Below are 21,627 nucleotides of genomic sequence, written 5' to 3' on the forward strand. Positions count from 1 at the left end.
GCGTCGGGGTGGTGTCACCCCCGCCGGGGCGGGAGAGCGCGGGGCCGGGTCAGGGGCAGGACCCGGGTCGTCGGCCCGCGTCGGTCTCGGACGCGTCGCGGTCGATGTCGAACTCGATGCGCAGACGTCCGTCCGCGATCCGCACGTCGTGCGGGTGCAGGAAGCCCGGCACGGTCTCCGCGAGGCAGAGCGGAGCGGGCCCCGTCGCGGCGGGATCGGCACCCGTCTGCGCCTGCACCTGCTCTGCCGAGAGGGTCGCTCCGTTCACGGTGACGGCCGACAGCGCCACGCCGAGCCGACCGTCCTCGAAGCGCGGCGTCATCGTGACGCTCGTGTCGGCCGCGCCGGGCGTCGCCCCGCCGACGACCATGTCGCCTCCCGAGAAGTCGATGCGCACCCGTCCCTGTTCCTCGGCGGGTATCAGGAGCGCGGTGGCCTGCGCCGCGGTCAGGGTCATCGACGCGGACAGGCGGTCGGCATCCCACCCTCCGTCGGTGACTCGCAGACCCTCGAGGGAGACGGTCAGATCCGCGTTGGCGCGGCCGGTCGGCAGGCTGAAGACCGTCGCGTCGACGCGGTCGAATCGACCGAGGGCCTCCTGCACGAGGATGGAACCGGGGATGTCGACCCGCACGCGCTCGCTCCCGGAGATCGCCCACGCGGAGCGGACCCCGTCGGCGACCGTCTGCTCCGCCTCGGCGCGGGCCACCGTCTCGGCGATGAAGACCGCCGCCGAGAGGAGGACGACGAGGGCGCCGGCGAGCAGGGCGAGGAGGAGCGCCGTCCCCGACCGGACCGGCTCGGGCTCGTCGATCGGGCGCGCGGGAGGCAGCACGGCGGTCTGCTGATCGAAGAGGGTCATGCGCCGCGCCTCATCCGAAGCGCCCGTTGACGTAGTCGTACGTGCGGGGGTCGATGGGCGAGTCGAACATGGCATCCGTGTCGCCGTGCTCGACGATGTGGCCGGGCTGACCCTGGGATGCCAGGAAGAACGCGCACTGCTGGGATACGCGCTGCGCCTGCTGCATGTTGTGGGTGACGATGACGATCGTGAGTTCCTTCTGCAGCTCGCCCATCGTCTCCTCGATCACGCGGGTCGAGGTGGGGTCGAGAGCCGAGCACGGTTCGTCCATCAGCAGCACGCGCGGCTTGATCGCGAGCGACCGGGCGATGCACAGACGCTGCTGCTGGCCGCCCGACAGGCCGCCCCCGGGGGCGCGGAGGCGATCCTTGACCTCCTTCCACAGTCCAGCGCTCTGCAGCGACGTCTCGACGAGATGGTCCTTCTCGTCGCGCGAGGCGCGGGTGCCGGTGAGCCGCAGGCCCGCGATGACGTTGTCGTAGATGGACATCGCCGGGAACGGATTGGGCTTCTGGAAGACCATGCCGATGTGCTTGCGGGCGTCGATGAGACGGTGCCCGGCGTCGTAGATGTCGTCGCCGTCGAGCAGCACCTCACCGGCGAGGGATGCCGAGGGCACCAGCTCGTGCATGCGGTTCAGGATGCGGAGGAAGGTCGACTTGCCGCACCCGGACGGGCCGATGAGGGCCGTCACCTGACCCGCCGGCATGGTCAGCGAGACGTCGAGGAGCACCTGATGATCGCCGAACCAGGCGGAGATCGACCGCGCATCGAGTTCGGACAGCGACGCCGCCGCCGGGGCGGGGACCTCGGGCCATGCGGCGGGGGCGTGCGCCGTGAGACCGGGGGCGGTGAACACCGGCGGGGCCGTCGGGGCGAGCACCGCGGTGCGGGTGTCGAAGGGGGCGGCCGCGAACGGAGCGACGTCGATCGAGGGCGACGGGTCCCGACGGGAGAAGAGCCGCCCCCCGCGCCGCGACGTCGGCGGGGCGCCGACAGCCGTCGCCCCGGCGCGATCCGCCTCGGCGAGCCCGTGGCGTTCGAGCCTGTCGCGTTCGAGCCCGTCGCGTTCGAGCCCGTCGCGTTCGAGCTCCGCGAGGGTGAGCGCCTCGTCGGGGCCCAGGACGTCGGTCATGAAGGGGTCCGAGGTGTCTCCCGCGGCGGAGCCGACGGGGTGCACCTCGGTGCGGGCGACATCGCCCCACGCCGGGGCGTTCGCCTCATCGCGGGGATCGGGGGTCGAGGTCATGGGGTCTCGCTCACAGGAGGTTGGGGAGGAGGCGGATGAGCTGGTCGGAGACGAACACGCTCGCCAGCAGGAGGACGGGGGCGAAGACGATCCACGTCTTCTGCCATCCGACGCGGCGGTACGCCCACACGGCGACGAACTCGGCCACGACGAGCAGCTGCAGGGCGAACACCAGCGCCCACACCGTCGTCATGTCGGTCGCGAGGGGCTGCGCCTGGGGAGGGAGGGTCATCGAGGTGGTCTGGCGGGCGCCGGCGGGCTTCGCCGCTCCGGTGGCGCGGGCATCGAGGTAGGCGACTCCCGTCGGGAGGTACGGCGCCCCGCGCGCGGTCATGAGGATCAGCCTGCTCTCGCCGCGGACCGGAGCCGGCGGCGTCGGATCGCCCGCGTAGCGCACGCCGAGCACCTCGAACGTCTGCTCGCCCTGCCCGGTGCGCACGGTGAACGTCTCGCCCGGCTGCAGGGACTGGAGACCACCGAAGGGTCCGCCGAACGCGGCCGCGCGCCCCATCAGCACGCTCACCCCCGCCTGACCGGGAAGGACGGTGTCGCGCCGGTGACCGGGTCCGTGCATGAGCACCCCGGAGGTCGTCCCCTCGGAGATCACCTCGTCGACCCCGAGCTGCGGGATCGAGAGGATGCCGACGGGGGCTCCGTCGGGGAGTAGATGATCCTCGAAATCGCCCTCGCTCACGGGGGCCGTGCCGGCCGCCAGCTGCGCGCGGAAGGTGTCGCGCGCCTGCTGCTGCGCGGCGAAGTGCGAGACGTGACTGATCACGAGCAGGTTGACCAGGAACACCAGCACCAGTACCGACAGCGACACGAGCATCCCGCGCAGGAACACCTGACCGGGGGCCAGCGGAGCGTAGACGGGACGCGCACGCGGCGGGCGGCGGGGCGGCCGCGGCGGCATCGGTCCCGACCCGGGACGCGCGCCGCGCGGTGCCGCTGCCCCCGTGGGGGTGACGATCGGGGCGGACGCGATCGACGCGGCGACACCCGCCCGCCGGGAGGCGACGGGGAACGGCAACGCCCCGGCCACGGCGCGGGCCGTGTCGGTCCACCGCGGGCCGAGGCGGCCGAGCAGGGTCACGTCGTCACCGCCGTCGCGGTCGCCGCGCGGCGCAGGCCGACGCGGATGACCTGCACGAGCGTCAGGGCCACGGCGACGAGCACCGCGAGCGAGATGAGCACCCACGGGAACATCAGCGCCAGCGCGTCGCGCGTCACGGGGGTCAGCGCGACGCCGTCCACGCTCTCGGGCGGGGTGAGGGTGACGTGGGTCGACAGAAGCGTCCACTGCCCCCCGTGCTTCAGGCGCGCGGCGACCACACGCGTCTCCCCCGGCTGCAGGGCCGGGACGGCGACGTCGTCGACGGTGTCGAGGCGCTGCGGGAAGATGCCCGTGTCCATCGAGAAGTCCGCGGTCGCATCGATGGGGCTCGACGATGCGTTGCGCACCGTGAACCAGACGTCGACGACTCCCCCGGCCGGATCGACCGCGGGGGTCGCCGCGGCGTTCAACCCGCCGACGTACAGCATCCCGGCGATGCTCACCTCGCCGGTCGGCGCGGTCCCGCCCCCGGCGGGGGCGCCTCCGCCCGCTCCCGGGGCCGGCGCGGGGGCGGGAAGCGGACGGGAGCCGCCCGAGGGGACGGCGCCCGCCCCGCCGGTCGGCGAACCGGAGCCGCCGTCGCCGGCGGCCGTCGGAGTCGGCGTGGGCGTGGTCGAGCCGTCCGTGATGGTCACGGAGAGAGTGCCGGAATCGTCGGCGGATGCTGCGGAGCCCACGCCGAGCGACCCCACGGCCAGAGCCACGGCCAGGACGCACCGTGCGATTCCGACGGGACGCGGCCGCCGGGCGCGGCTCACGAGCCGTCCGCCCGGGCCCCCACGAGGGCGGCGGCGTCATCGGCCGCGGTGCGCGCGACGAAGTCCATCCACTCCTGCGCCCTCTCCTCGTCGCGGCGACGTCGCCAGCGCAGGAGCAGGACCGCTCCCGCGGCGAGCGCGGCGACGATGAGCAGTGTCCACGGCACGGCGAAGGTCACGGCATCCCGGGTGATGGGCACCATCGTGAGCTGCATCGACGGGTCCGGCGATTCGACGAACGGGTTGAGCACGGTGTGCGGGTTGAGGTACAGCCACTGGCCGACCCCGTCGACCGTGTCCTCGTAGGTCGCGCTGTTGCCGGGGAGCAGGACCGGGACCCCGCCGCCCTGCGCTCCCGTCGCCGGGATGCCGAACCAGGTGCCGACGCCCGAGGTGAGGTTGGCGGCGAGGGCGATGTTGCCGGGGTTGGTCACGGTGTACCGCAGCCGCACCGAGCCTGCGAACGGGTTCCACCACGCCCCCTCGTACGACGCCTCGTAACTCGTGAGCGAGAGCTGCGGCTGCAGGTCCCCCGACACGCGGGCGAAGATCGCGGTCGCCACGCGACGGTCGACGTTGACCTGCGCTCCGCTCTCGATGACGGATGCCACGACCCCGCCGACGTGATCGCCCGGGGTGGCGTCCGCGGGCACCGCGACGGTGAAGGTGAGAAGGCGCACCTCCTGCGGGTCGAGGGAGAAGGTGACGCGATCGCTCCCGTCGTCGAACCGCACCCATGACCCGACCGAGGTGGGTGTGGCATCCGTCGGAAGCAACGAGAAGTCGCCGGTGTCGGCGTTGAACGCGTCGGTGGCGTAGACGGTGAAGTCCTGGCGTGCGGTGCCGGTGTTGCCGACGAGCACGCGGTCGGTCACGGTCTGGCCCGGGTCGGCGGAGACGGTGAAGCGCGATCGCCCGTCGGGGCGGCCGTCTTCGCCCGCGGGGCGGGTCGCGACGCCGACGGTCGCGGCATCCGCATCACCCTCGGCGGCGAGGAGCGACGGCGTCGTCGACGCGGGGGCGGCGATCGAGGCGGGAACGGTCACGGGGGCGCCGGATGCCGCGGACGCGGCCGTCGGAACGCACAGGAGGGCGGCGATCGCGGCGGTGGCGATCGAGGCGGCGCCCAGAGCCGGGAAGCGGCGCCGCGAGGTCGAGGAGAGCACGGTCAATCTCCGCAGATGGGGGCGACGCGGGTGTGTCGCCGAGGTGAACGAGGGCTGAGGGGAACGGATCGGGCGTGGGCGCCCGACGCGGGACCGCGCGGAGGGATCGATCGGATCCCTCCGCGCGGCCGCGGCGCGGGTCAGCTCACTTGGAGGTGAGGGTGACCGTCAGGGTCGAGGTGTAGTCGCCCGTCTGCGCGTCCTTCGGTGCGGTGAAGGTGAGGTCGGCGTCGAAGAGCGCACCCGTGGTGAGCGTCGAGACCGCCGTGCTCGAGGCGATCGTCGAGCCCGTGCCGACCGTCACACCGGTGATCGGCGTGTAGCCGGAGTACGCCTTCGGCGTCAGCGCGAGCGCGCTCGCGGGGATCTGGTCACCGGCGCCGTTGGTGAAGGGACTCCACGCGGCGGTCAGGTCCCACCCCTTGAGGACGTTGCGGTCGTCGACGACGGTGACCTTGCCGAGGGCCTTGGTCACGCTCTTGTCGCGCGCGACGCTGCCGAAATCGACCTTGGTGGCCTCGGCGTTGAGCGACCACAGGTCGCTCGCGGTCACAGCGGCCGTCAGGTCGACGTTGTCGGCGATGGGGTCGCCCGACGACGAGACCTTCGTGAAGGTGTCCCAGGCGAGGATGCCGAAGTCGGCGTCGCCGGGGAGCACGAGGGCGATCGTGTGCTCGCCGCCGGGGAGGCTCGAGATGTCGACCGAGAAGTTGCCGTTGCCGTCATCGGTGACCTGACCGAGGTCCGTGCGCTCCGACCAGGCCCACGCCTCGAGGGTCTTGCCCTTGTTGGCGGCACCGGCGGGGACGACGATGTTCTTCGCGCCCTTCGCCGGGTCGGCCACGTCGACCTTGTTCGCCGAGGAGCCCGACGGCTTGTCGGGGCCGGTCTTACCGGTGGTGACGGAGCCCGAGAAGGCCTTCTCGGCGCTGCCCGCGCTGTTGGTCGCGACGGCGGTGAAGCTGTACGCGCCCCCGGTGGTGGGCGTTCCCGCGACGACACCCGTGGAGGCGTCGAGGCTCAGGCCGGCGGGAAGCGAGCCGCCGTCCTTGATCGACCACGTGAGCGGTGCCGTACCGTCGGCGGTCAGCGTCTGCGAGAACGGCGTCCCGACGACGAGGCCGTCGATCGCACCGCTGACGGTGGTCGGGGCCGTGACCGCGGGGCCGGAGCTCTGCGGGTCGAACGTCCAGTCGCCGCCGGGCTTGACGTGGATGCCGACGAACTTCACGCCGGCGTCGGCGATGTTGAGGCCGTTGTTGCGGGTCCACGCGAAGCCGAGGCTGAAGTCGCCGCCGTTCGCCTTGACCTGGGCCCAGTTGCCGAACAGGAAGCCCGAGAGGGTCAGGTTCGGCGACATGATGTCGACCGTGCCGGGGGTGAGGGCGCCGTCGCTGGACGCCGTCCACGCCGACATGGTGGTCTCCTTGCCCTGGGGGGCGATGAAGTAGGCCACGCCGGTCGCGTCGGGGGTGCCCGGGAACGTGACGGTGATGTCGTCGACGGTGGGTCCGGGGGTGGCCAGGACCTGGGAGTCCCAGCTCAGGACGGAGTCGTCGGCGAGCAGGTGCCCGTCGCCGCCGTCGAGGAGGTAGAACTGCGGCGCCGGCGTGGCGGCGTTCGCCGCGGTGGCCGAGAAGCCGCCCGCGAGAAGCGAGACCGCCGTCGCCGCGGCGACGATCGTCCCGAACTTCTTGATGTTCATCGAAGTGAGTCCTTTTCCGAGCTCGAAGGTCACAGCGTCGCGAACGCGCGCTGGATGGTGGTGGTGGAGGGGGCGAGGAAGCCGAACTTCTTCTTCACGCCACCCACGGAGACCGGCAGCGCACCGAAGCTGGTGAGGCTGTTGGCGACCGAGGGGTTGACGAGGTTCGCCAGGCCGGCGTCGTACTTCGCGTCACCGGGGACGATGCGCGCGTACTCGACGACGAGGTAGGTGTCGCGGCCGAAGGTCGCGTCCTTGTAGAAGTCCGTGTTGGGGACGAGGTTGGGAGCGGTGCCCGTGAAGGCGGGCTCGCCGCCGACCGGGGAGCCGAAGCTGGCACCGGAGTTGAGGGTGGTGTTGACCCCGGTCGCCCCGTTCGCCTGTGCGATCCAGCTGGCCGCGCTGAAGGGGATGAGGTCGTTGGCGCCGAGCACCGAGGCGTCGTTCTCGGGCGTGGTGCCGTTGGCGTCGGTGACGCACGAGCCGAGGGTCGGGTTGCCGATCGCACCGAGGAAGAAGTTGCGCGTACCCGAACCGCTCTGGGGCAGGCGCGGCTTGACCGTGACGCCGCCGATGGAGGTGGTGTTGCACTCGTAGATGGACTTCAGCTGAGCGGCGCTCAGCGTGGCCCACGACGAGTCGCCGCCCTTGTACGCGAAGCCCACGGCGTCGCGGGCGAAGGGCACGTAGGCGAGCAGACCGTTGGCGTTGGCGTTGCTGCCCGGTCCGCTCGAGGAGCGGGCGATGTCGACCTGGCCGGTGATGGGACGGGCCGGCACGCCGGCGTTGCCGCTGTAGGCCGCTCCGGTGATGGAGGCGCGCAGCGCCGTGACACCCGCACCCGACCCGGCGGGGCGTCCGAAGAACGGACCGCCCTGCTTGGTCTGGATCGCGGTCGCACCGAATGCGTCGAAGTTCCCGAGCGTCTTGTTGCTCGAGGTCACGCGCACGAGCGAACCGGTGAGGGTGGTTCCGTTCGTGATCGCGTTGACGGAGTCCTGCAGCGTGTCGGACCCGACCAGCGCGTAGCTGTTCGAGACCGGTTCGGCCGAGGCCACCGAGGCGACGCCGAATCCGGCGATCGCGATACCGCAGGCCGCGCCCATGGCGGCCAGCTTCTTGAGCTTCAACTCAATGCCTTTCGATGTGTGATGCAGTGATGGGGGTTCGGGTGTTCAGTTGGGAGAGGGCAGGTCGTGGGGTGTCGGCGGCGCGACGTCAGAGACGTCGACGCAGGCGGCCGAGCAGGGGGACGGCGAAGGCGGAGGCGAGACCGCCCGCGACGCTGACGGGGAGGGCGGCAGGCAGGGCGCCGAGGTCGGGGTCGTCGGGGGTCGTCGCTCCCGCTCTCGCCGCGGCCGCGGTTCCGGTCGCGGAGGGGTCGGCGGCGGTCGCAGCGGGGGCCGACCCTCCCGCGGGCACCGCCGCGGCGGCGGGGGCGCTCCCGACCACACCGCCGCTCGGGAACGGGACGCCGGCGACGGGCGTCCCCGGCGACGCGGGCGTCGTGGTGCCACCGCCCCCGGCCGTCGGCATCCGCCCCGCCTCGATGTCGTCGGCGGCGGCCATCGCGAGGTCGCGCCAGGCTTCGGGCAGCGGGAGGAAGCCCTGCGGCAGCTGACCGATCGCGGTGCCGGACTGCTGGCCGTCGGTCGCGGCGAACCGGATGAAGGCGGCGTAGCTGCGGCGCAGGTCGGCGTCGCTCACCTTCGGATTGACCGCGGCGTACACGGGCATCGTCAGCGGGTACGCTCCCCGCGCCGCCGCCGCGGCCGGCGAGGTGGGGTCGAACGAGACCACCTGGGACTGACCGGCGTCGGCCGTCATGGCCGCGGCCGCGGCCGCCATGGCATCCGTCGTCGCCCCGACGAACTCGCCCGCGGGATTCTTCAGCTCCGCCGTGACGATCTGATAGCGGGCGGCGGATGCCGTGTCGGTGACCGCGATGACCGTCTGGCGACCGGGCAGGCTGCGATCGGCTTTTCCGTACTTGGGCGGGGTGGCGATCGGATCCCACCCGCCGAGGGTGAGGCCGTCTCCGCGGAGGGTGTTGTAGGCGCCGGCGTCGAGGTCGTTGACGTACGGACGCCACGTGACGAGGTTGACCGGACCGGCCGCCTCCGTGGCCGCCTGCTCGATCGGATCGGCCTTGGGGAAGTCCTCGCGGGGCAGGGTCATCGCCTGCGACGAGGCGTTCGCGGCATCCGTCGTCGCACTCCAGGGGTTGACCGTCATCCCCCAGTCGTCGGGGGTGCCCTCGAGGAACCGCCGCGCGGACTCGTCGCTCATCACGTACTGCCAGATCGCGTAGGCGGCATCCGACCGCCCCTGCGGGACGAGGGCGTCGGCCAGGGATGCGGCCGCGAGCGACTGGTAGGCCCACTCCGGGTCGTTGATGGCGAGGAAATCCGGGTCGCTGACGAGATTGCGCGGGTTGAAGACGCGCGTGTCGCCGTCGGTGTGGCTGAGGTGGTCGCGGTCGGCGAAGGTCGGGAGCGAGTCGAGGTAGGAGTTCGTCAGCAGCTTGGCCACCAACCGCGGGGTGAGCTTGAGCGAGGTGAACGGCAGCCCGACGCGGGAGCGGTCCTCTTCGGGGACCGTGTCGTCACCGGGCCGGGGGTTGCGGTCGATCGCGAACGAGATGGCCGCTCCCGTCACCGCGATCGGGGCGTAACGGAGGGAATCCGTGCCGAGGCTCGGATCCAGCGGGCGCGAGGTGAGGGCGAGGGGCGCCGGCGCGGTGCCGTTGGCGGCGCGGGCCGCGTCGGACTCGGCACCGGTGATCGCCGAGTAGACCGAGCCCCCGGTCTGATTGCACACCGCGGGCTGCCACGACGAGATGGCGCGGCTGATCAGCTCGCTTCCCGCGAGCTGACGCTCGCTCGCGCCGATCGGGCAGCGCACGCCGAGCGGCTTGAAGTCGAGCTTCACCGCGATGCGGTGCTTCCAGGCATCCCAGAACAACCCCGACTTCGTGACGAAGGATGCCCCTCCGTCGGCCTTTCCGCGCGGGAGGATGACGAGCCAACAGCCGGATCCCGAGACCGAACCGTCCGCGGCGGTCACGGGCGAACCGCAGCCGAGCCCCTGGGACTGCAGAGCGGTCTGCACCTCGAATTTGACCGAGCCCGAACCGTCGCCGCCCGAGCCGGCCCAGGCGACCATGTTGGTGGTGTACTTCGAGAAGAACTCGTTCGTGTTCATGTCGGCGAGGACGTCTTTGCCGTCGGCGTCCTTGGTGTACGAATACTTCCCGTCGACGACGTTGGCGATCGTGCGGCCGTTGGCCGCGCGGAACGGGATGGACGTGTAGGTGGGCGTCGCGAACCCGTCGCCGTAGACGGTGAACGCCTTGTCCTGCTCGGCGACGGAGGCGTCGCTGTCACGGGGGTCGTCGCGGTGGGATCCGGGGACGCCGCCGAGACCGTACTGGCAGGTGGTGCGGTCGGGGGTACCGGGATCGGCGGGATCGTCGCCCCAGCACTGGAACACCTGCAGGAAGTCGGCGCCGCCGATCTGCGAGCTCGGGACGGTCGAGGGCTTGCCCCCGGTCCACGACACGACGATGCCCTGAGATTCCAGCGCGCGGGTCTGCGACACGGTCACGGCCAGGTCGGGGAAGGGGGCGTCGGCGATGTCGGCGTCCTGCTGTCGGGCGGTGACGGTCACGGCGGAGGAGTCGTCGGCGACGGCCGCCGATCCGCTCGCGAAGAGGGCTCCGCTGCCGCCCGTGAGACCGAAGATGGTCACGCCCGCGATCACGCCGACCGCGCTCGACGCGAGAAGACGGTGCAGCCGGGCGCGGGGCTCGTCCGAGTGCCGGGGCGACGACGCCCGCCGCGCGCGTCGGCCCCCGGAGGGGGGCTCGGCGCGGTGGCGCTGGCGCTGTTCAGTCACGGGTACTTCCTTTGCGGGCGGACGTCTCGAGCGAGCGTCGAGACCAGTTGACGGGTGACGGGTGTCGGCGGGATGAACGCGGCGGTAACGAGGCACCGCCACCGCGGGCTGCACGTGCGAACGCCACAAATCCCAGGTGAGAGGGCTATCTCGATCGACGCGCATCGCGCGGACGTCGCGCGAGGAACGGCGGGATGAGGATCGCCGCGACCACGAGCAGACCGGCGGCGAGCATGATGAACTGCGCTGTCCCCCAGCCGTTCTCGGCGAGGGTGAACGGTGCCGAGACGGCCGCGGAGGTCCCTCCCGCCGCCGCGGCGACGAGGTTGCCGTTCGCGTCGTACACGGGCTCCGATGCGGTCGCCCCGGCCGTCGTTCCCGCGGCCGCGGCGGCGGCGGGATCCCCCGCCGCGGCTGCTCCGGTCGCCCCGGCCGCGGCGGCAGCGCTGTTCGCTCCCCCGCTCGCGCCTCCCGCTCCGGTCGCCGGCGTCTCCTCCTGTGCTCCGCCGGTGCCCTCGACGCACTGCGTCGCGCCCTTCTTGTCGCACTCCGGCGGCGGCGGGGCGGTGAGGGCGAGCTGATTGTTCTGCGGCGAGTCCCCCGGTTTGAAGGTCGGGTTGTTGCAGTTGGCGAAGTCGACGCCTCCCTCCGTCCCGGGGATCTTCTTCAGCACGTCGGATCCCGCCTGAACGAGGTTCATAGGGAGCGGCGAGTACCCCAGGGCCGACGCCTGCTGCTGGCCCTCGCAGAGCATGTACGTCGCGAAGCGGCTGAGCGTGCGGCCCTTCTCGGCGGTGAAGACCTTGTTCGTCTGCGTGGGCACGATCATGTACGAGTAGCTCGACATCGGATAGGCACGCGGATCGGTGCTGTTGTAGACGCCGTCGAGGTTCTGCGTGAGATCGGGGTTGATGGCCGCCGACATCAGCGCGACGGCGACCGACTGGTACGTCGGTTCGACGTAGTACCCGGCGTTGTTGAGCACCTTGACGACCGGGAAGCCCGACTTCATCGCGTACGAGTACTCCACGTAGGTGATGGCGCCCTCGCCGTAGTTCTGGCTGACGTAGCCCGCCACGCCGAGCGAGCCGTTCTGGCCCTTGAACGCCGGCGTCACCTGCGGGAACTGCGAGCGCATGCCGTAGGTCCACACCCCGCCGAACTGCTTCGACATCCACAGCGTGAACTGCGCGCTGGTGCCCGACCCGTCGGAGCGGTAGACGGGGGTGATCGAGACGTCGGGCATGGCCAGGGCCGGGTTGTCGGCCTGGACCGCGGGGTCGTTCCACTTCGTGATCTGGCCCGCGAAGATCTTGGCGATGACCTCGCCCGACAGGCGCAGGTTGGTCACGCGCTTGCCGCCGATCTTGAGGTTGTACATCAGCGAGGTGCCACCGGCGACGATCGGCATGTACGCGTAGGGGGTCGCGGGGTTCTCCGGCGGGGAGTTGTCTTCGGGCTGGCTCTGGAACGGGATCTCGCTCACGGCGAAGTCCACGGTCTCGTTGATGAAGTCGTTGCGTCCGGCCGACGACCCCGTGCCGGAGTAGTTGACGGTCATGCCGTAGTTGTTCGCGACGTTCTTGCGCCACTGATCGAGGGCGTTCTGCGACCACGTCGAGCCCGACCCCGAGATGGGGACGTAGCCGTCGGCCTGGGCCGGCGCGGGCACCAGGGCCACGAGCGTCACGACCGCGAGCGTGGCCGCGATGCGGCCCCAGCGGTGACGAAGGTTCACGACGAGTTCTCCTCGGAGGGTCGGGGGCGGCGGGTGCGGGCGGAGCCCGTGCGGAGGAAGGGGAGGAAGGATGCCGGACCGCTCGGCGCTCCGAGGCGGCGGACGGCGCGCGAGTGCGTGGCGGTGTCGGTGCTCATCCGCCGGACGTCCCGCGCCGAGGCCGCGGCGGCCGCGCGGCGCTGGCGGTCGGAGAGCTGGCCCGGTCCGCGGCCGCCGATCAGGCGCGCGACGATGAACAGCGTCAGCACGAGCAGGACGAGGGTCGCCGCCGCCCCGAAGCCGCGCGCGATCATGTTGGGCTCGGGCGATTTGACGAAGTCGAACACCTGCAGCGGGAGCGAGATCATGGGGCCCGAGAAGGGGTTGAGGTTCATCTGCGCCGTGACGCCGGAGGTCAGCAGCACGGGCGAGGTCTCGCCGATCCCGCGGGCGGTGCCGAGGATCACCGCCGTCACGAGGCCCGAGCGCGAGGTGGGCAGGACGACGTTCCACACCGTGCGCCACCGACTCGAACCCAGGGCGTACGACGCCTCGCGCAGATTGTTCGGCACCAGGCGCAGCACCACGTCCGACGCGCGGACGATGATCGGCAGCATCATCACGCTGATGGCGAGGGATGCCGCGAACCCCGAACGCTCGTGCGTGATGAGGGTCACGACGGCGGCGTAGACGAAGAGCCCCGCCACGATCGAGGGCAACGCGGTCATGGCATCCGACACCGTTCGCACGAACCGCGCGAAGGGCCCCCCGATCTCGTTGAGGAACACCGCCGTCATCACGCCGAGGGGGATGGTGATCGACAGGGCGATGCCGATCTGGATGAGGGTGCCGACGATCGCGTGGGCGATGCCGCCGGTGGTCAGCGGATCGAGGGGGCCGGCCGTGGTCATCGTCTCGACGAAGAAGTTGCCGTTCATTAGGGCGGCCGACCCCCGGATGAGCGTGAAGAACAGCACGAACATCAGGGCGCCCAGCAGGATCACCCCCGCCGAGTAGAACAGGGCCGTCACGATCCGCTCGCGCACGGCGAGGCGGTCGGCGCGCAGCGACGACATCACCGCGTAGATCCCGAGGAAACCGACGAACGACAGCACGACCCACCCGATGACCCCCGTCATCGGGGTGAGCCATCCGAACAGCAGCGTCGAGACCGCGAGCGCCGCGGCGGCGCTGCCGAGCAGGTCGAAGCGGTCGCCGAAGGGGACCGTGCGCAGGTCGCGGCGCTCGCCGACGTGCCCGTCGCGGAGCGGGATGGTGGTGCGGATCGGCTCGCCCGGGGCGCCTTCGCCCGCGAGGGGGGCTTCGGGAGTGAGGATGGCCATCAGTTGCTCTCCGCTCCGGACCGGCTCCGGGCCACGATCATGGACGCCGTGAAGTTGACGATCAGCGTGATGATGAACAGCACGAGTCCGGCCGCCATGAGCGCCGAGAGCCCGAACTGGCTCGCCTCGCCGTAGCGCAGCGCGATGAGCGCCGAGACGGAGTTGGTGCCGGTCTTGAGCAGCTGCGTGTTGATGGTGAAGATCGGCGAGATGATCATGACCACGGCGATCGTCTCGCCGAGCGCGCGCCCGAGGCCGAGCATCGTGCCGCCGATGATGCCGCCGCGCCCGAAGGGCAGCACGACGGCGCGGATCATCCCCCACCGCGTCGACCCGAGCGCCAGGGCGCCCTCGCGCTCGCCGAGGGGTGCTTGGGAGAACGCCTCGCGCATGACCGAGGTCTGGGTGGGCACCACCATGAGCGCGACGACGATGCCGGCGATGAAGGCCGACGAGGTGAACGCCCCCGCCTCGGTGAGACGGGCGCCCGTGGCGTCCGTCACCTGGAAGATCGGGATCCAGCCGAAGTAGACCGAGATCCACTCGGCCACCGGGATGACGTTCGCCTGGAGGAAGAACACCCCCCACAGTCCGAACACCACGCTCGGAACGGCCGCCATCAGATCGACCATGGTGATCAGGAGCGATCGCAGGCGCGGCGGCACGATCTCGCTGATGAGCAGCGCCGTCCCGAGGGCGAGCGGAACCGAGACCGACATCGCCACGAGGGCGATCGTGACCGTGCCGAACAGCACCGCCGCGACCCCGAACGAGCCGGTCTCGGGCGACCACTCCTGGGTGGTGAGGAACGAGGGTCCCGCCACCACGAGCGCATCGCCCGCGCGAGCGGTGAGGAAGACTCCCACGGCCAGCATCACGGCGACCGTGATGACGCCCGCCGCGTACGCGCCGCCGCGGAAGATCCGATCGGACACGACCGGGGCGCTCTTGAGCGACCGCGGTTCGAGAGGATCGGCCGCCTGCCGAGGCAGGACCTCCGTGGTGGTGTCGGTCATCGCGTTCTCCATCGAGCGCGGTCGGCCGCGGGCTCCCCCGGTCCGGGGCGGGCGGAACGGGGCGCGTGCGCAGGCCGGCGACGCGCGTCGCTCGTGTGCCGGGAACCGGCTCGGGTCAGCCGGTATCAGCGACGGTAGGAGTGGGCTGTGAACGCGGCCGGGATCGATCCGCCACACGCCCTGGCCGCCGGGTGAACGCGCAGCGCCGGAAGGTGAACGAGGGACATCGACGCCGCGGGGGCGGGTGTCCGGGGGCTCGCCCGGACGCGGGCGGCCCGGATGCGGGGGTCGGTCGGACGCGTGCCCCCGGGGAGGGCTTCCGGATGCCGCGACGCAGGGCCCGGGGGCCCGCCCGGATGCCGCGACGCGGGGCCCGGCGCACTCGCGGATGCCGCGACGCAGGGCCCGGGGGCCCGCCCGGATGCCGCGACGCAGTGCCTCGTCATCCGGTTCCCTTCGCTCCCGACGGATGGACGGCGGACGACACCGCACCGCAGAGCACCGCCCCGGGCGAGGTCAGCGCAGGATCGTGGGGGTGGGCGTGGGCGTGACGGTCGGCGACGGAGAGGGCGTGACCGCGGGCGAGGTCGGCGTCGGGCTCGGCGCGGGGGCGCGCGCGACGAGCACGCGCACCGCGGACCCGAGGACGACGGAGCTCCCGGCCGCCGGCTCGAGCGCGACGACCAGTCCTTCCGTGCGCTCCGAGACGACGGCGACGACGGTCGTGGCGAACCCGGCCGCACGCAGATGCGAGGTCGCGGTCGCGGCATCCATCCCCGATACCTCGGGGACCGTGTTCGATCCGGATGCCACCACGAGGGCGACCGCGCTGTCGCGGGGCACCGACGAGCCCGCGCCGGGGATCGACTCGAGCACCGTTCCGGCGACGGCCGCCTCGTCGCGCACGGTGACCTCTCCCACTCGCAACCCCGCGGAGGCGAGCACGGTGGGCGCGTCGGCGTAGCTCGTCAAGGCGGGGACGGTGACCGGCGGCGGGGTGGAGGGGCTCGCCACGACCGGGGTGGGATCAGAGGTGGGCGGCGTCGTCGGCGGGGGGCTCGGCGCCCGGGTCGCGGCTTCGGCGACGGGGATCTCGCGCCCGGCGCCGGCCAGGAGGGGCACGGCCGTCGCGGCCGCGACGAGGACCGCGACGACAGCGATGACGGTGCCCCATCCGGCCGAGCGCCGCCCGGGCGACGACGGAGACGGAGCGGGAGTCGACGACGGAACCACCGCGAGAGCCCCCGCGGCCGCGGGGCGTCGAGCAACGGACGGTTCCGCCCGCTGTCGCCCCGGCGGCGGGGTCCGCGGGCCGTTCGCCGGCGCGTCGACCGTCGCCTGCGCCGCGAGCAGCGCCGCGCGCATCGCGCCGGCGTCGTCGAAGCGGTCCTCGGGGTCCTTCAGCAGGGCGCGCACCACGACACGGTCGAGAGCGGGCGCGATCCCGTGCCGACGCACCGACGGTACCGGCGGCGGTGCGCTCAGGTGCGCCCGCGCCAGCGTGAGGCGGTCGTCGCCGTCGAACGGCGCGCGCCCGGTGAGGGCGAACATCAGCAGACCGCCGACCTGGTACAGATCGCCCCGCGGACCCACGGGTCGACCGGACAGCTGCTCCGGGGAGGCGTACTGCACATTGCCGACGACACCGGCCGTGGCGTCGGTCACGGCGCTGCGCAGGACGTCGTCGCCGTGGGCGGTGCGCCCCGCCGCGTCGGCCAGACCGAAATCGAGCAGGGTCGCGCGGATGCCGCCGTCGGTCTCGCGCCGGACCAGCACGTTCGAGGGCGAGACGTCGCGGTGGATCACCCCCGCGGCGTGCGCCGCCTCGAGGCCAGCGAGCACGTCGGCCGCGACGGCGACCGCCTCCCGCGGACTCAGGGGCCCCTCCGCGCGGACGTGCTCCGAGAGGGGGCGGCCCGCCACCCTCTCCTGCGCGATCCACGCGATCGGGGTGCCGCTGTCGTCGTACACGCCGATGTCGACGATCACCACGACGGCGGGGTGCGCGACCTGGGCCGTCCGCCTCGCCTCCGCGAGGAACGCGTCGCGCACGGGTGCGCTCTCGGACAGGTGAGGATGCAGCAGCTTGACGGCCAGCCGTCGCCCGGTGACGGTGTCGACGGCGGCGAAGACCGACGCCGTGCCTCCCGATCCGAGCAGCTCCCCGAGGCGGAATCGCCCGGCGATCAGCCCGCCGCCGACTGCCGGGCCCTCGACGCCCGTCACGTCGAACGCTCGAGCACGCGCGAGCGACGACCCGAAGCGGTGCCGATGCTGACGGTCTCGTTCACCTCTGCGGATGCCAGGACGGCCGACGCCATCCGGCCGGCGCTCACCGCCTCCCCCGCCGATTCGTACCAGCGGGCGCTGGTCACCACGGGGCGGCCTCCGCCGCGCAGGACCCAGGCGTGCTTGGTGGCGGAGGGACCGCGCACGGCGCTCAGCTGCAGTTCCGCGGTGCGACGCTGGTCGGCGAGCGCGGCTTCGAGGGCGGCGGCCGGCGAGGAGAACACCGCTGCGCATCGGGCGAGCTCGCGGTTGTTGGTCGCCAGCAGGCGCCAGACGCCGAACACGCCGAGCGAGACCAGCCCGGTCCCGGGCGCCGCGTCCTGGGCCGCGAGCGGAACGCCCGCGAGCTCGGGGAGGACGTACGAGCGGAACAGCAACCACGCGGCGAGCCGCGGATCGTACGCCGATCGGAAGGTGTCGAAGATCACGCGGCCCCGGCGGGCAGGCGCGACGGAGAGCTTTTCGCCCACGGAGATGGCCCCTGTCTGACGGACCCGTGTGCGGGACTTACGGGTCGTCCGGCACTGTTCCGCAGAGATGAACGTGCTCCTCCCTTCTGTCCGCGCCGAGAGCAACGAGTGAACGAGAGGTTCACCACCCCGCAACGGATTTCTCACCCGGTGTCGGGCGGGGATCAGCGCGAGGCCACTCCACTCGACGAAGGGATGCCGTTCGCCGACCCCCGCGCGGGCACCGACGCGAATGAGGGTCGAGCTCGACTGCCCGCCGACGGCTCCGACGCGGGTGAGCGCCGAGCGCCGCGGCCCGCCGACCCGCGGGGAGGGCGCCTGCGCGGGAGGGCGCCGAGCGCTGCGACCCGCCGAGCTGCGGGGAGGGCGCCGACGCGGGTGAGGGCCGGGCGCGCGGCGAGCACGCGTCGCCCGGCCGGAGCTCAGAGCGCGCGACGTCCCTCGAAAGCGCGACCGAGGGTCACTTCGTCGGCGTATTCGAGGTCGCCGCCGACCGGCAGACCGGATGCCAGTCGCGTCACCCGAATCTCCAGGGTGTGCAGCAACCGGCTCAGATAGGTGGCGGTCGCCTCTCCCTCGAGGTTGGGGTTGGTGGCGAGGATGACCTCCTGCACGGTTCCGTCGGCGAGACGCTGCATGAGCTGCGCGACCCGGAGGTCGTCGGGTCCGATGCCCGCGATGGGGCTGATCGCTCCGCCGAGCACGTGGTACAGCCCACGGAACTCGCGCGTGCGCTCGATCGCGGCGACGTCTTTCGCGTCTTCGACGACGCAGATGAGGGTCGCGTTGCGGCGCGGGTCGCGGCAGATCGAGCAGCGCTCCTGTTCGGTGACGTTGCCGCAGATCTCGCAGAACTTCACCTTGTCGCGGATCTCGCCGAGCAGCGTCGACAGGCGCGAGACGTCGAACGACGGCGACTGCAGGATGTGGAACGCGATGCGTTGAGCCGACTTCGGGCCGATGCCCGGAAGGCGACCGAACTCGTCGATCAGGTCTTGGACGATGCCGTCGTACATCAGCTGAACCTCGTCGGGGGCTCGTAGGGCTCATCGCGCACGTAGGTGGCGCCGAGCATCTGGCGCACCACGGCTTCGCCGTAGCGCTGCACGCCGCCGCGGAGCGGGGCCATGCGGGGCACGACGACGGGCGGCAGCGGCGCTTCGGTCTCGTCCGCGGGCGGGATCACGTCGTCGTCGTCGACCTCGTCGGGCGCCGGGACCGACGGGGCGACCTCGCGCGGAGGCAGCACCGCGCCGGCGTGCGGAGCGATCCGCGTCGACTCGACCACCGCGTCGTCGGGCTCGTCATCGACGGCCAGGGCGGTCGGCGCTCCCCCGTCGGAGGTCGGAATGGGCGCCACGGCCCACTCGGTCACCGACGAGGCGTAGGGCGCCGAGCTGGACGCGGTGCGCGGCGCGGATGCCGTCGGCCCCGCGCTGCGGGCTGCTCCGGGACCGGCCGGCGATCCATCGCCCGGGCGGCGCGGTGATCCGCCGGGACCGCCGTCGCCCTCGAGACGAGCGAGGTACTTCACGCGCACGCCGAGCACCGCCTGGATGGCCTGCCGGAGGTCTTCGCTCGGGCCGCCCTCGGGGGTGCGCGTCTTGAAGGCGGCGAGGTCGGCCGACGTGCGGAAGGCGAGGGTGAGCACCTCGGCCTCGAACGCGGCGACGGTGGCCGTGGACACCACCAGCCACGACGACCTGCTGGCCACCTCGAGCTGCCCGAGCACCTCGGGCCAGGCGTCGCGCACATGCCCGAGCTCGATGGGGCCCACGGGCGTCGCCGGCGGGGTCGGCGCGACCGGCTCGAGCGGCGAGGGGTCGTCGGCGGAGGAGGTCGCGTCCGTCGAGGCGGGTCGCGGCGTCTCGTGAGCGGGCGAGGCGGATGCCGCGGTCGACGCCGTCGATTCCGCCGCGGCGGACCGCTCGCTCGCGGCGGGCGCATCCGTCGCCTGAGCCGGTGCGTTCGCCTCGGACGGGCGCGGGGTCGCGGGAGCCCCACGGCCCGCCGGGCCGGAGTCGGCGGACGGGGGCGCGCCATCCGCCGCGGGACGCGGCGACGGGACTGTCGCCGCGGCGGGCATCGAGGCGCGGTCACCCCCGGGCGTGGGCGCGGTGTCGAAGGGGTGCGCGTCGCCGTCATCGTCGAAGGGGGGCGGCGCGTCGTCGTCGGTGAACGGCGGCGGCGCGTCGGCGTCATCGGCAGCGGCGGCGGTGGGGTGCGCACGGGCGGTCGCGGCGGAGGCACCGGATGCGGACCGCCCCGGCGAGGGCGCCACGGGGGCGTCCGGGCCGGACTGTGGACGCGCGAGGGCGGCGGAATCCGGCTGCGCGATCGGCGCGCTGCCGCTCGGCTCCGCACTACGCGACGACGTCGGTGCGGACGGCGCACCGGGAGACGCGACCGGCACCGCCGCACCCGGAGAAGCAACGGCCGGCGCCGCACCCGGCGAGGCCACCGTGGGCGCCGCCACACCCGGAGAAGCAACGGCCGGCGCCGCACCCGGCGACGCAACGCCCGGAGCCGCACCGGGAGAAGCCACCGTGGGCGCCGCCACACCCGGAGAAGCAACGGCCGGAGCCGCACCCGGCGAGGCCACCGTGGGTGCCGCGACACCCGGAGACGCGATGCGCGGTCCACCCGGCGACGCGACCGGCGCCGCGGCGGCGGCCGGTGCGGCGATGCGCGGGGACGACGCCGCTCCCCCGTCACGCGCGGTGGCACCCGGAGCGGCGATGTCGGCCGCGGGGGATGCCGGACGCCCCGTGGCGGGGGCGATCGGGGCCGCGGAGGCGGTGTGCGCGAGGTCGAGGTCGTGGGCGGTCGCCGGGGCGGTCCCCTGCGCGACCCCGGCGTGCGTGAGTACGCGCGCCACGAGCAGTTCGAGCTGCAGACGGGGCGAGGTGGCGCCCGTCATCTCGTCGAGGGCGGCGACCACGAGATCGGCCGTGCGCGAGAGACGGTGCACACCGAAGGCGGTGGCCTGCCGGGCCATGCGCTCCAGCTCGTCGTCGGGGACGCCGCGCAGCACGGCGGAGGCTCCCGCGCCCGTCGCCGCGACGACGATGAGGTCGCGCAGGCGCTCGAGCAGATCGTCGACGAAGCGGCGCGGATCCTGACCGGTCTGCACGACCCGGTCGACCGCGGCGAACGCCCCTCCCCCGTCGCCCGCGGCGAACGCGTCGACGACCTCGTCGAGCAGCTCGGAGTGGGTGTAGCCCAACAGCGCCACGGCCCGCTCGTAACGCACGAGGACGTGCCCCGCGGCATCCGCGTCGGAACCGGCGATCAGCTGGTCGAGCAGAGAGAGCGTGTCTCGCGGCGAACCGCCCCCGGCTCGGACGACGAGCGGAAGGACCCCGGCCTCGACCCCGACCGACTCGCTCTCGCAGAGCTCTTGGACGTAGTCGAGCATGGCCGCGGGCGGGACCAGACGGAACGGGTAGTGGTGCGTGCGCGAGCGGATGGTGCCGAGCACCTTCTCGGGCTCGGTGGTCGCGAAGATGAACTTCACGTGGGCGGGGGGTTCTTCGACGAGCTTGAGCAGCGCGTTGAAGCCCTGCTGCGTGACCATGTGGGCCTCGTCGAGGATGAAGATCTTGAAACGGTCGCGCGCGGGGGCGAAGATCGCCCGCTCTCGAAGGTCGCGCGCGTCGTCGACGCCGTTGTGGCTCGCCGCGTCGATCTCGACGACGTCGAGGGATCCCCCGCCGCCGCGCCCGAGCTCGACGCAGCTGTCGCACACACCGCACGGGGTGTCGGTGGGACCCGCGGCGCAGTTCAAGCAGCGCGCCAGGATGCGGGCCGAGGTCGTCTTTCCGCAGCCGCGCGGACCGGAGAACAGATACGCGTGACCCACGCGGTCGCTGCGCAGGGCGGTCATGAGCGGTTCGGTCACCTGCGACTGCCCGATCATCTCGCCGAACGCCTCGGGGCGGTAGCGGCGGTACAGGGCTGTCGTCACTCCACCAGCCTACGGCGTCCCTCCGACATCGCCTCCGTGACCGGCTCCGACCGGGTGCGCACCGCCGGATTTCC

General features: G+C 72.7%; 15 protein-coding genes. All 15 read right to left on the minus strand.

Annotated elements, in window-relative coordinates; genetic code table 11:
* Positions 1-49: 49 nt before the first annotated feature.
* The gene (locus AB1K56_RS01465) at positions 50-862 is read right to left on the minus strand and encodes a hypothetical protein (RefSeq protein ID WP_371204223.1); all 813 of its coding nucleotides are present in this window, start codon (positions 860-862) and stop codon (positions 50-52) included.
* Between the two features lie 10 nt (positions 863-872).
* Complete coding sequence (locus AB1K56_RS01470; RefSeq protein ID WP_240752695.1) at positions 873-1,646, minus strand: phosphate ABC transporter ATP-binding protein; 774 nt, start codon at positions 1,644-1,646, stop codon at positions 873-875.
* A gap of 475 nt (positions 1,647-2,121) precedes the next feature.
* Positions 2,122-3,204, minus strand: a complete 1,083-nt coding sequence (locus AB1K56_RS01475; RefSeq protein WP_371204224.1) for a sortase — start codon at positions 3,202-3,204, stop codon at positions 2,122-2,124.
* A complete protein-coding gene (locus AB1K56_RS01480) occupies positions 3,201-3,929 on the minus strand; it encodes a hypothetical protein (RefSeq protein WP_371204225.1) in 729 nt (242 codons plus the stop codon). The genes AB1K56_RS01475 and AB1K56_RS01480 overlap by 4 nt, the downstream gene beginning before the upstream one ends.
* A gap of 50 nt (positions 3,930-3,979) precedes the next feature.
* Positions 3,980-5,149 (minus strand): hypothetical protein, encoded by a 1,170-nt coding sequence (locus AB1K56_RS01485; protein WP_371204226.1) that lies wholly within the window; start codon positions 5,147-5,149, stop codon positions 3,980-3,982.
* A gap of 145 nt (positions 5,150-5,294) precedes the next feature.
* Entirely contained in the window at positions 5,295-6,854 is a 1,560-nt protein-coding gene (locus tag AB1K56_RS01490; RefSeq protein ID WP_371204227.1) for an Ig domain-containing protein, read from the minus strand.
* A gap of 29 nt (positions 6,855-6,883) precedes the next feature.
* On the minus strand, positions 6,884-7,984 hold the full coding sequence (locus AB1K56_RS01495) for a hypothetical protein (protein WP_371204228.1): 1,101 nt from the start codon (positions 7,982-7,984) through the stop codon (positions 6,884-6,886).
* Positions 7,985-8,072: 88 nt separating this feature from the next.
* Positions 8,073-10,751 (minus strand): hypothetical protein, encoded by a 2,679-nt coding sequence (locus tag AB1K56_RS01500; protein ID WP_371204229.1) that lies wholly within the window; start codon positions 10,749-10,751, stop codon positions 8,073-8,075.
* Between the two features lie 145 nt (positions 10,752-10,896).
* Positions 10,897-12,489, minus strand: coding sequence for a phosphate ABC transporter substrate-binding protein PstS (gene pstS, locus AB1K56_RS01505; RefSeq protein WP_371204230.1), 1,593 nt, complete (start codon positions 12,487-12,489; stop codon positions 10,897-10,899).
* The gene (gene pstA / locus AB1K56_RS01510) at positions 12,486-13,811 is read right to left on the minus strand and encodes a phosphate ABC transporter permease PstA (protein WP_371204231.1); all 1,326 of its coding nucleotides are present in this window, start codon (positions 13,809-13,811) and stop codon (positions 12,486-12,488) included. The genes pstS and pstA overlap by 4 nt, the downstream gene beginning before the upstream one ends.
* Positions 13,811-14,827 (minus strand): phosphate ABC transporter permease subunit PstC, encoded by a 1,017-nt coding sequence (pstC, locus tag AB1K56_RS01515; protein WP_264631320.1) that lies wholly within the window; start codon positions 14,825-14,827, stop codon positions 13,811-13,813. The genes pstA and pstC overlap by 1 nt, the downstream gene beginning before the upstream one ends.
* Before the next feature lie 516 nt (positions 14,828-15,343).
* Positions 15,344-17,053, minus strand: coding sequence for a PASTA domain-containing protein (locus AB1K56_RS01520; protein WP_371204232.1), 1,710 nt, complete (start codon positions 17,051-17,053; stop codon positions 15,344-15,346).
* Entirely contained in the window at positions 17,050-17,586 is a 537-nt protein-coding gene (locus tag AB1K56_RS01525) for a hypothetical protein (RefSeq protein WP_371204233.1), read from the minus strand. The genes AB1K56_RS01520 and AB1K56_RS01525 overlap by 4 nt, the downstream gene beginning before the upstream one ends.
* 422 nt (positions 17,587-18,008) lie before the next feature.
* Entirely contained in the window at positions 18,009-18,602 is a 594-nt protein-coding gene (recR, locus tag AB1K56_RS01530) for a recombination mediator RecR (RefSeq protein WP_136586708.1), read from the minus strand.
* The gene (locus tag AB1K56_RS01535; RefSeq protein ID WP_371204234.1) at positions 18,602-21,553 is read right to left on the minus strand and encodes a DNA polymerase III subunit gamma and tau; all 2,952 of its coding nucleotides are present in this window, start codon (positions 21,551-21,553) and stop codon (positions 18,602-18,604) included. Before AB1K56_RS01535 ends, recR begins: the two co-directional genes overlap by 1 nt.
* Between the last annotated feature and the right edge of the window lie 74 nt (positions 21,554-21,627).

Source organism: Microbacterium sp. BWR-S6Y, from assembly GCF_041379845.1.
In the GTDB taxonomy this organism is placed as follows: domain Bacteria; phylum Actinomycetota; class Actinomycetes; order Actinomycetales; family Microbacteriaceae; genus Microbacterium; species Microbacterium hydrothermale.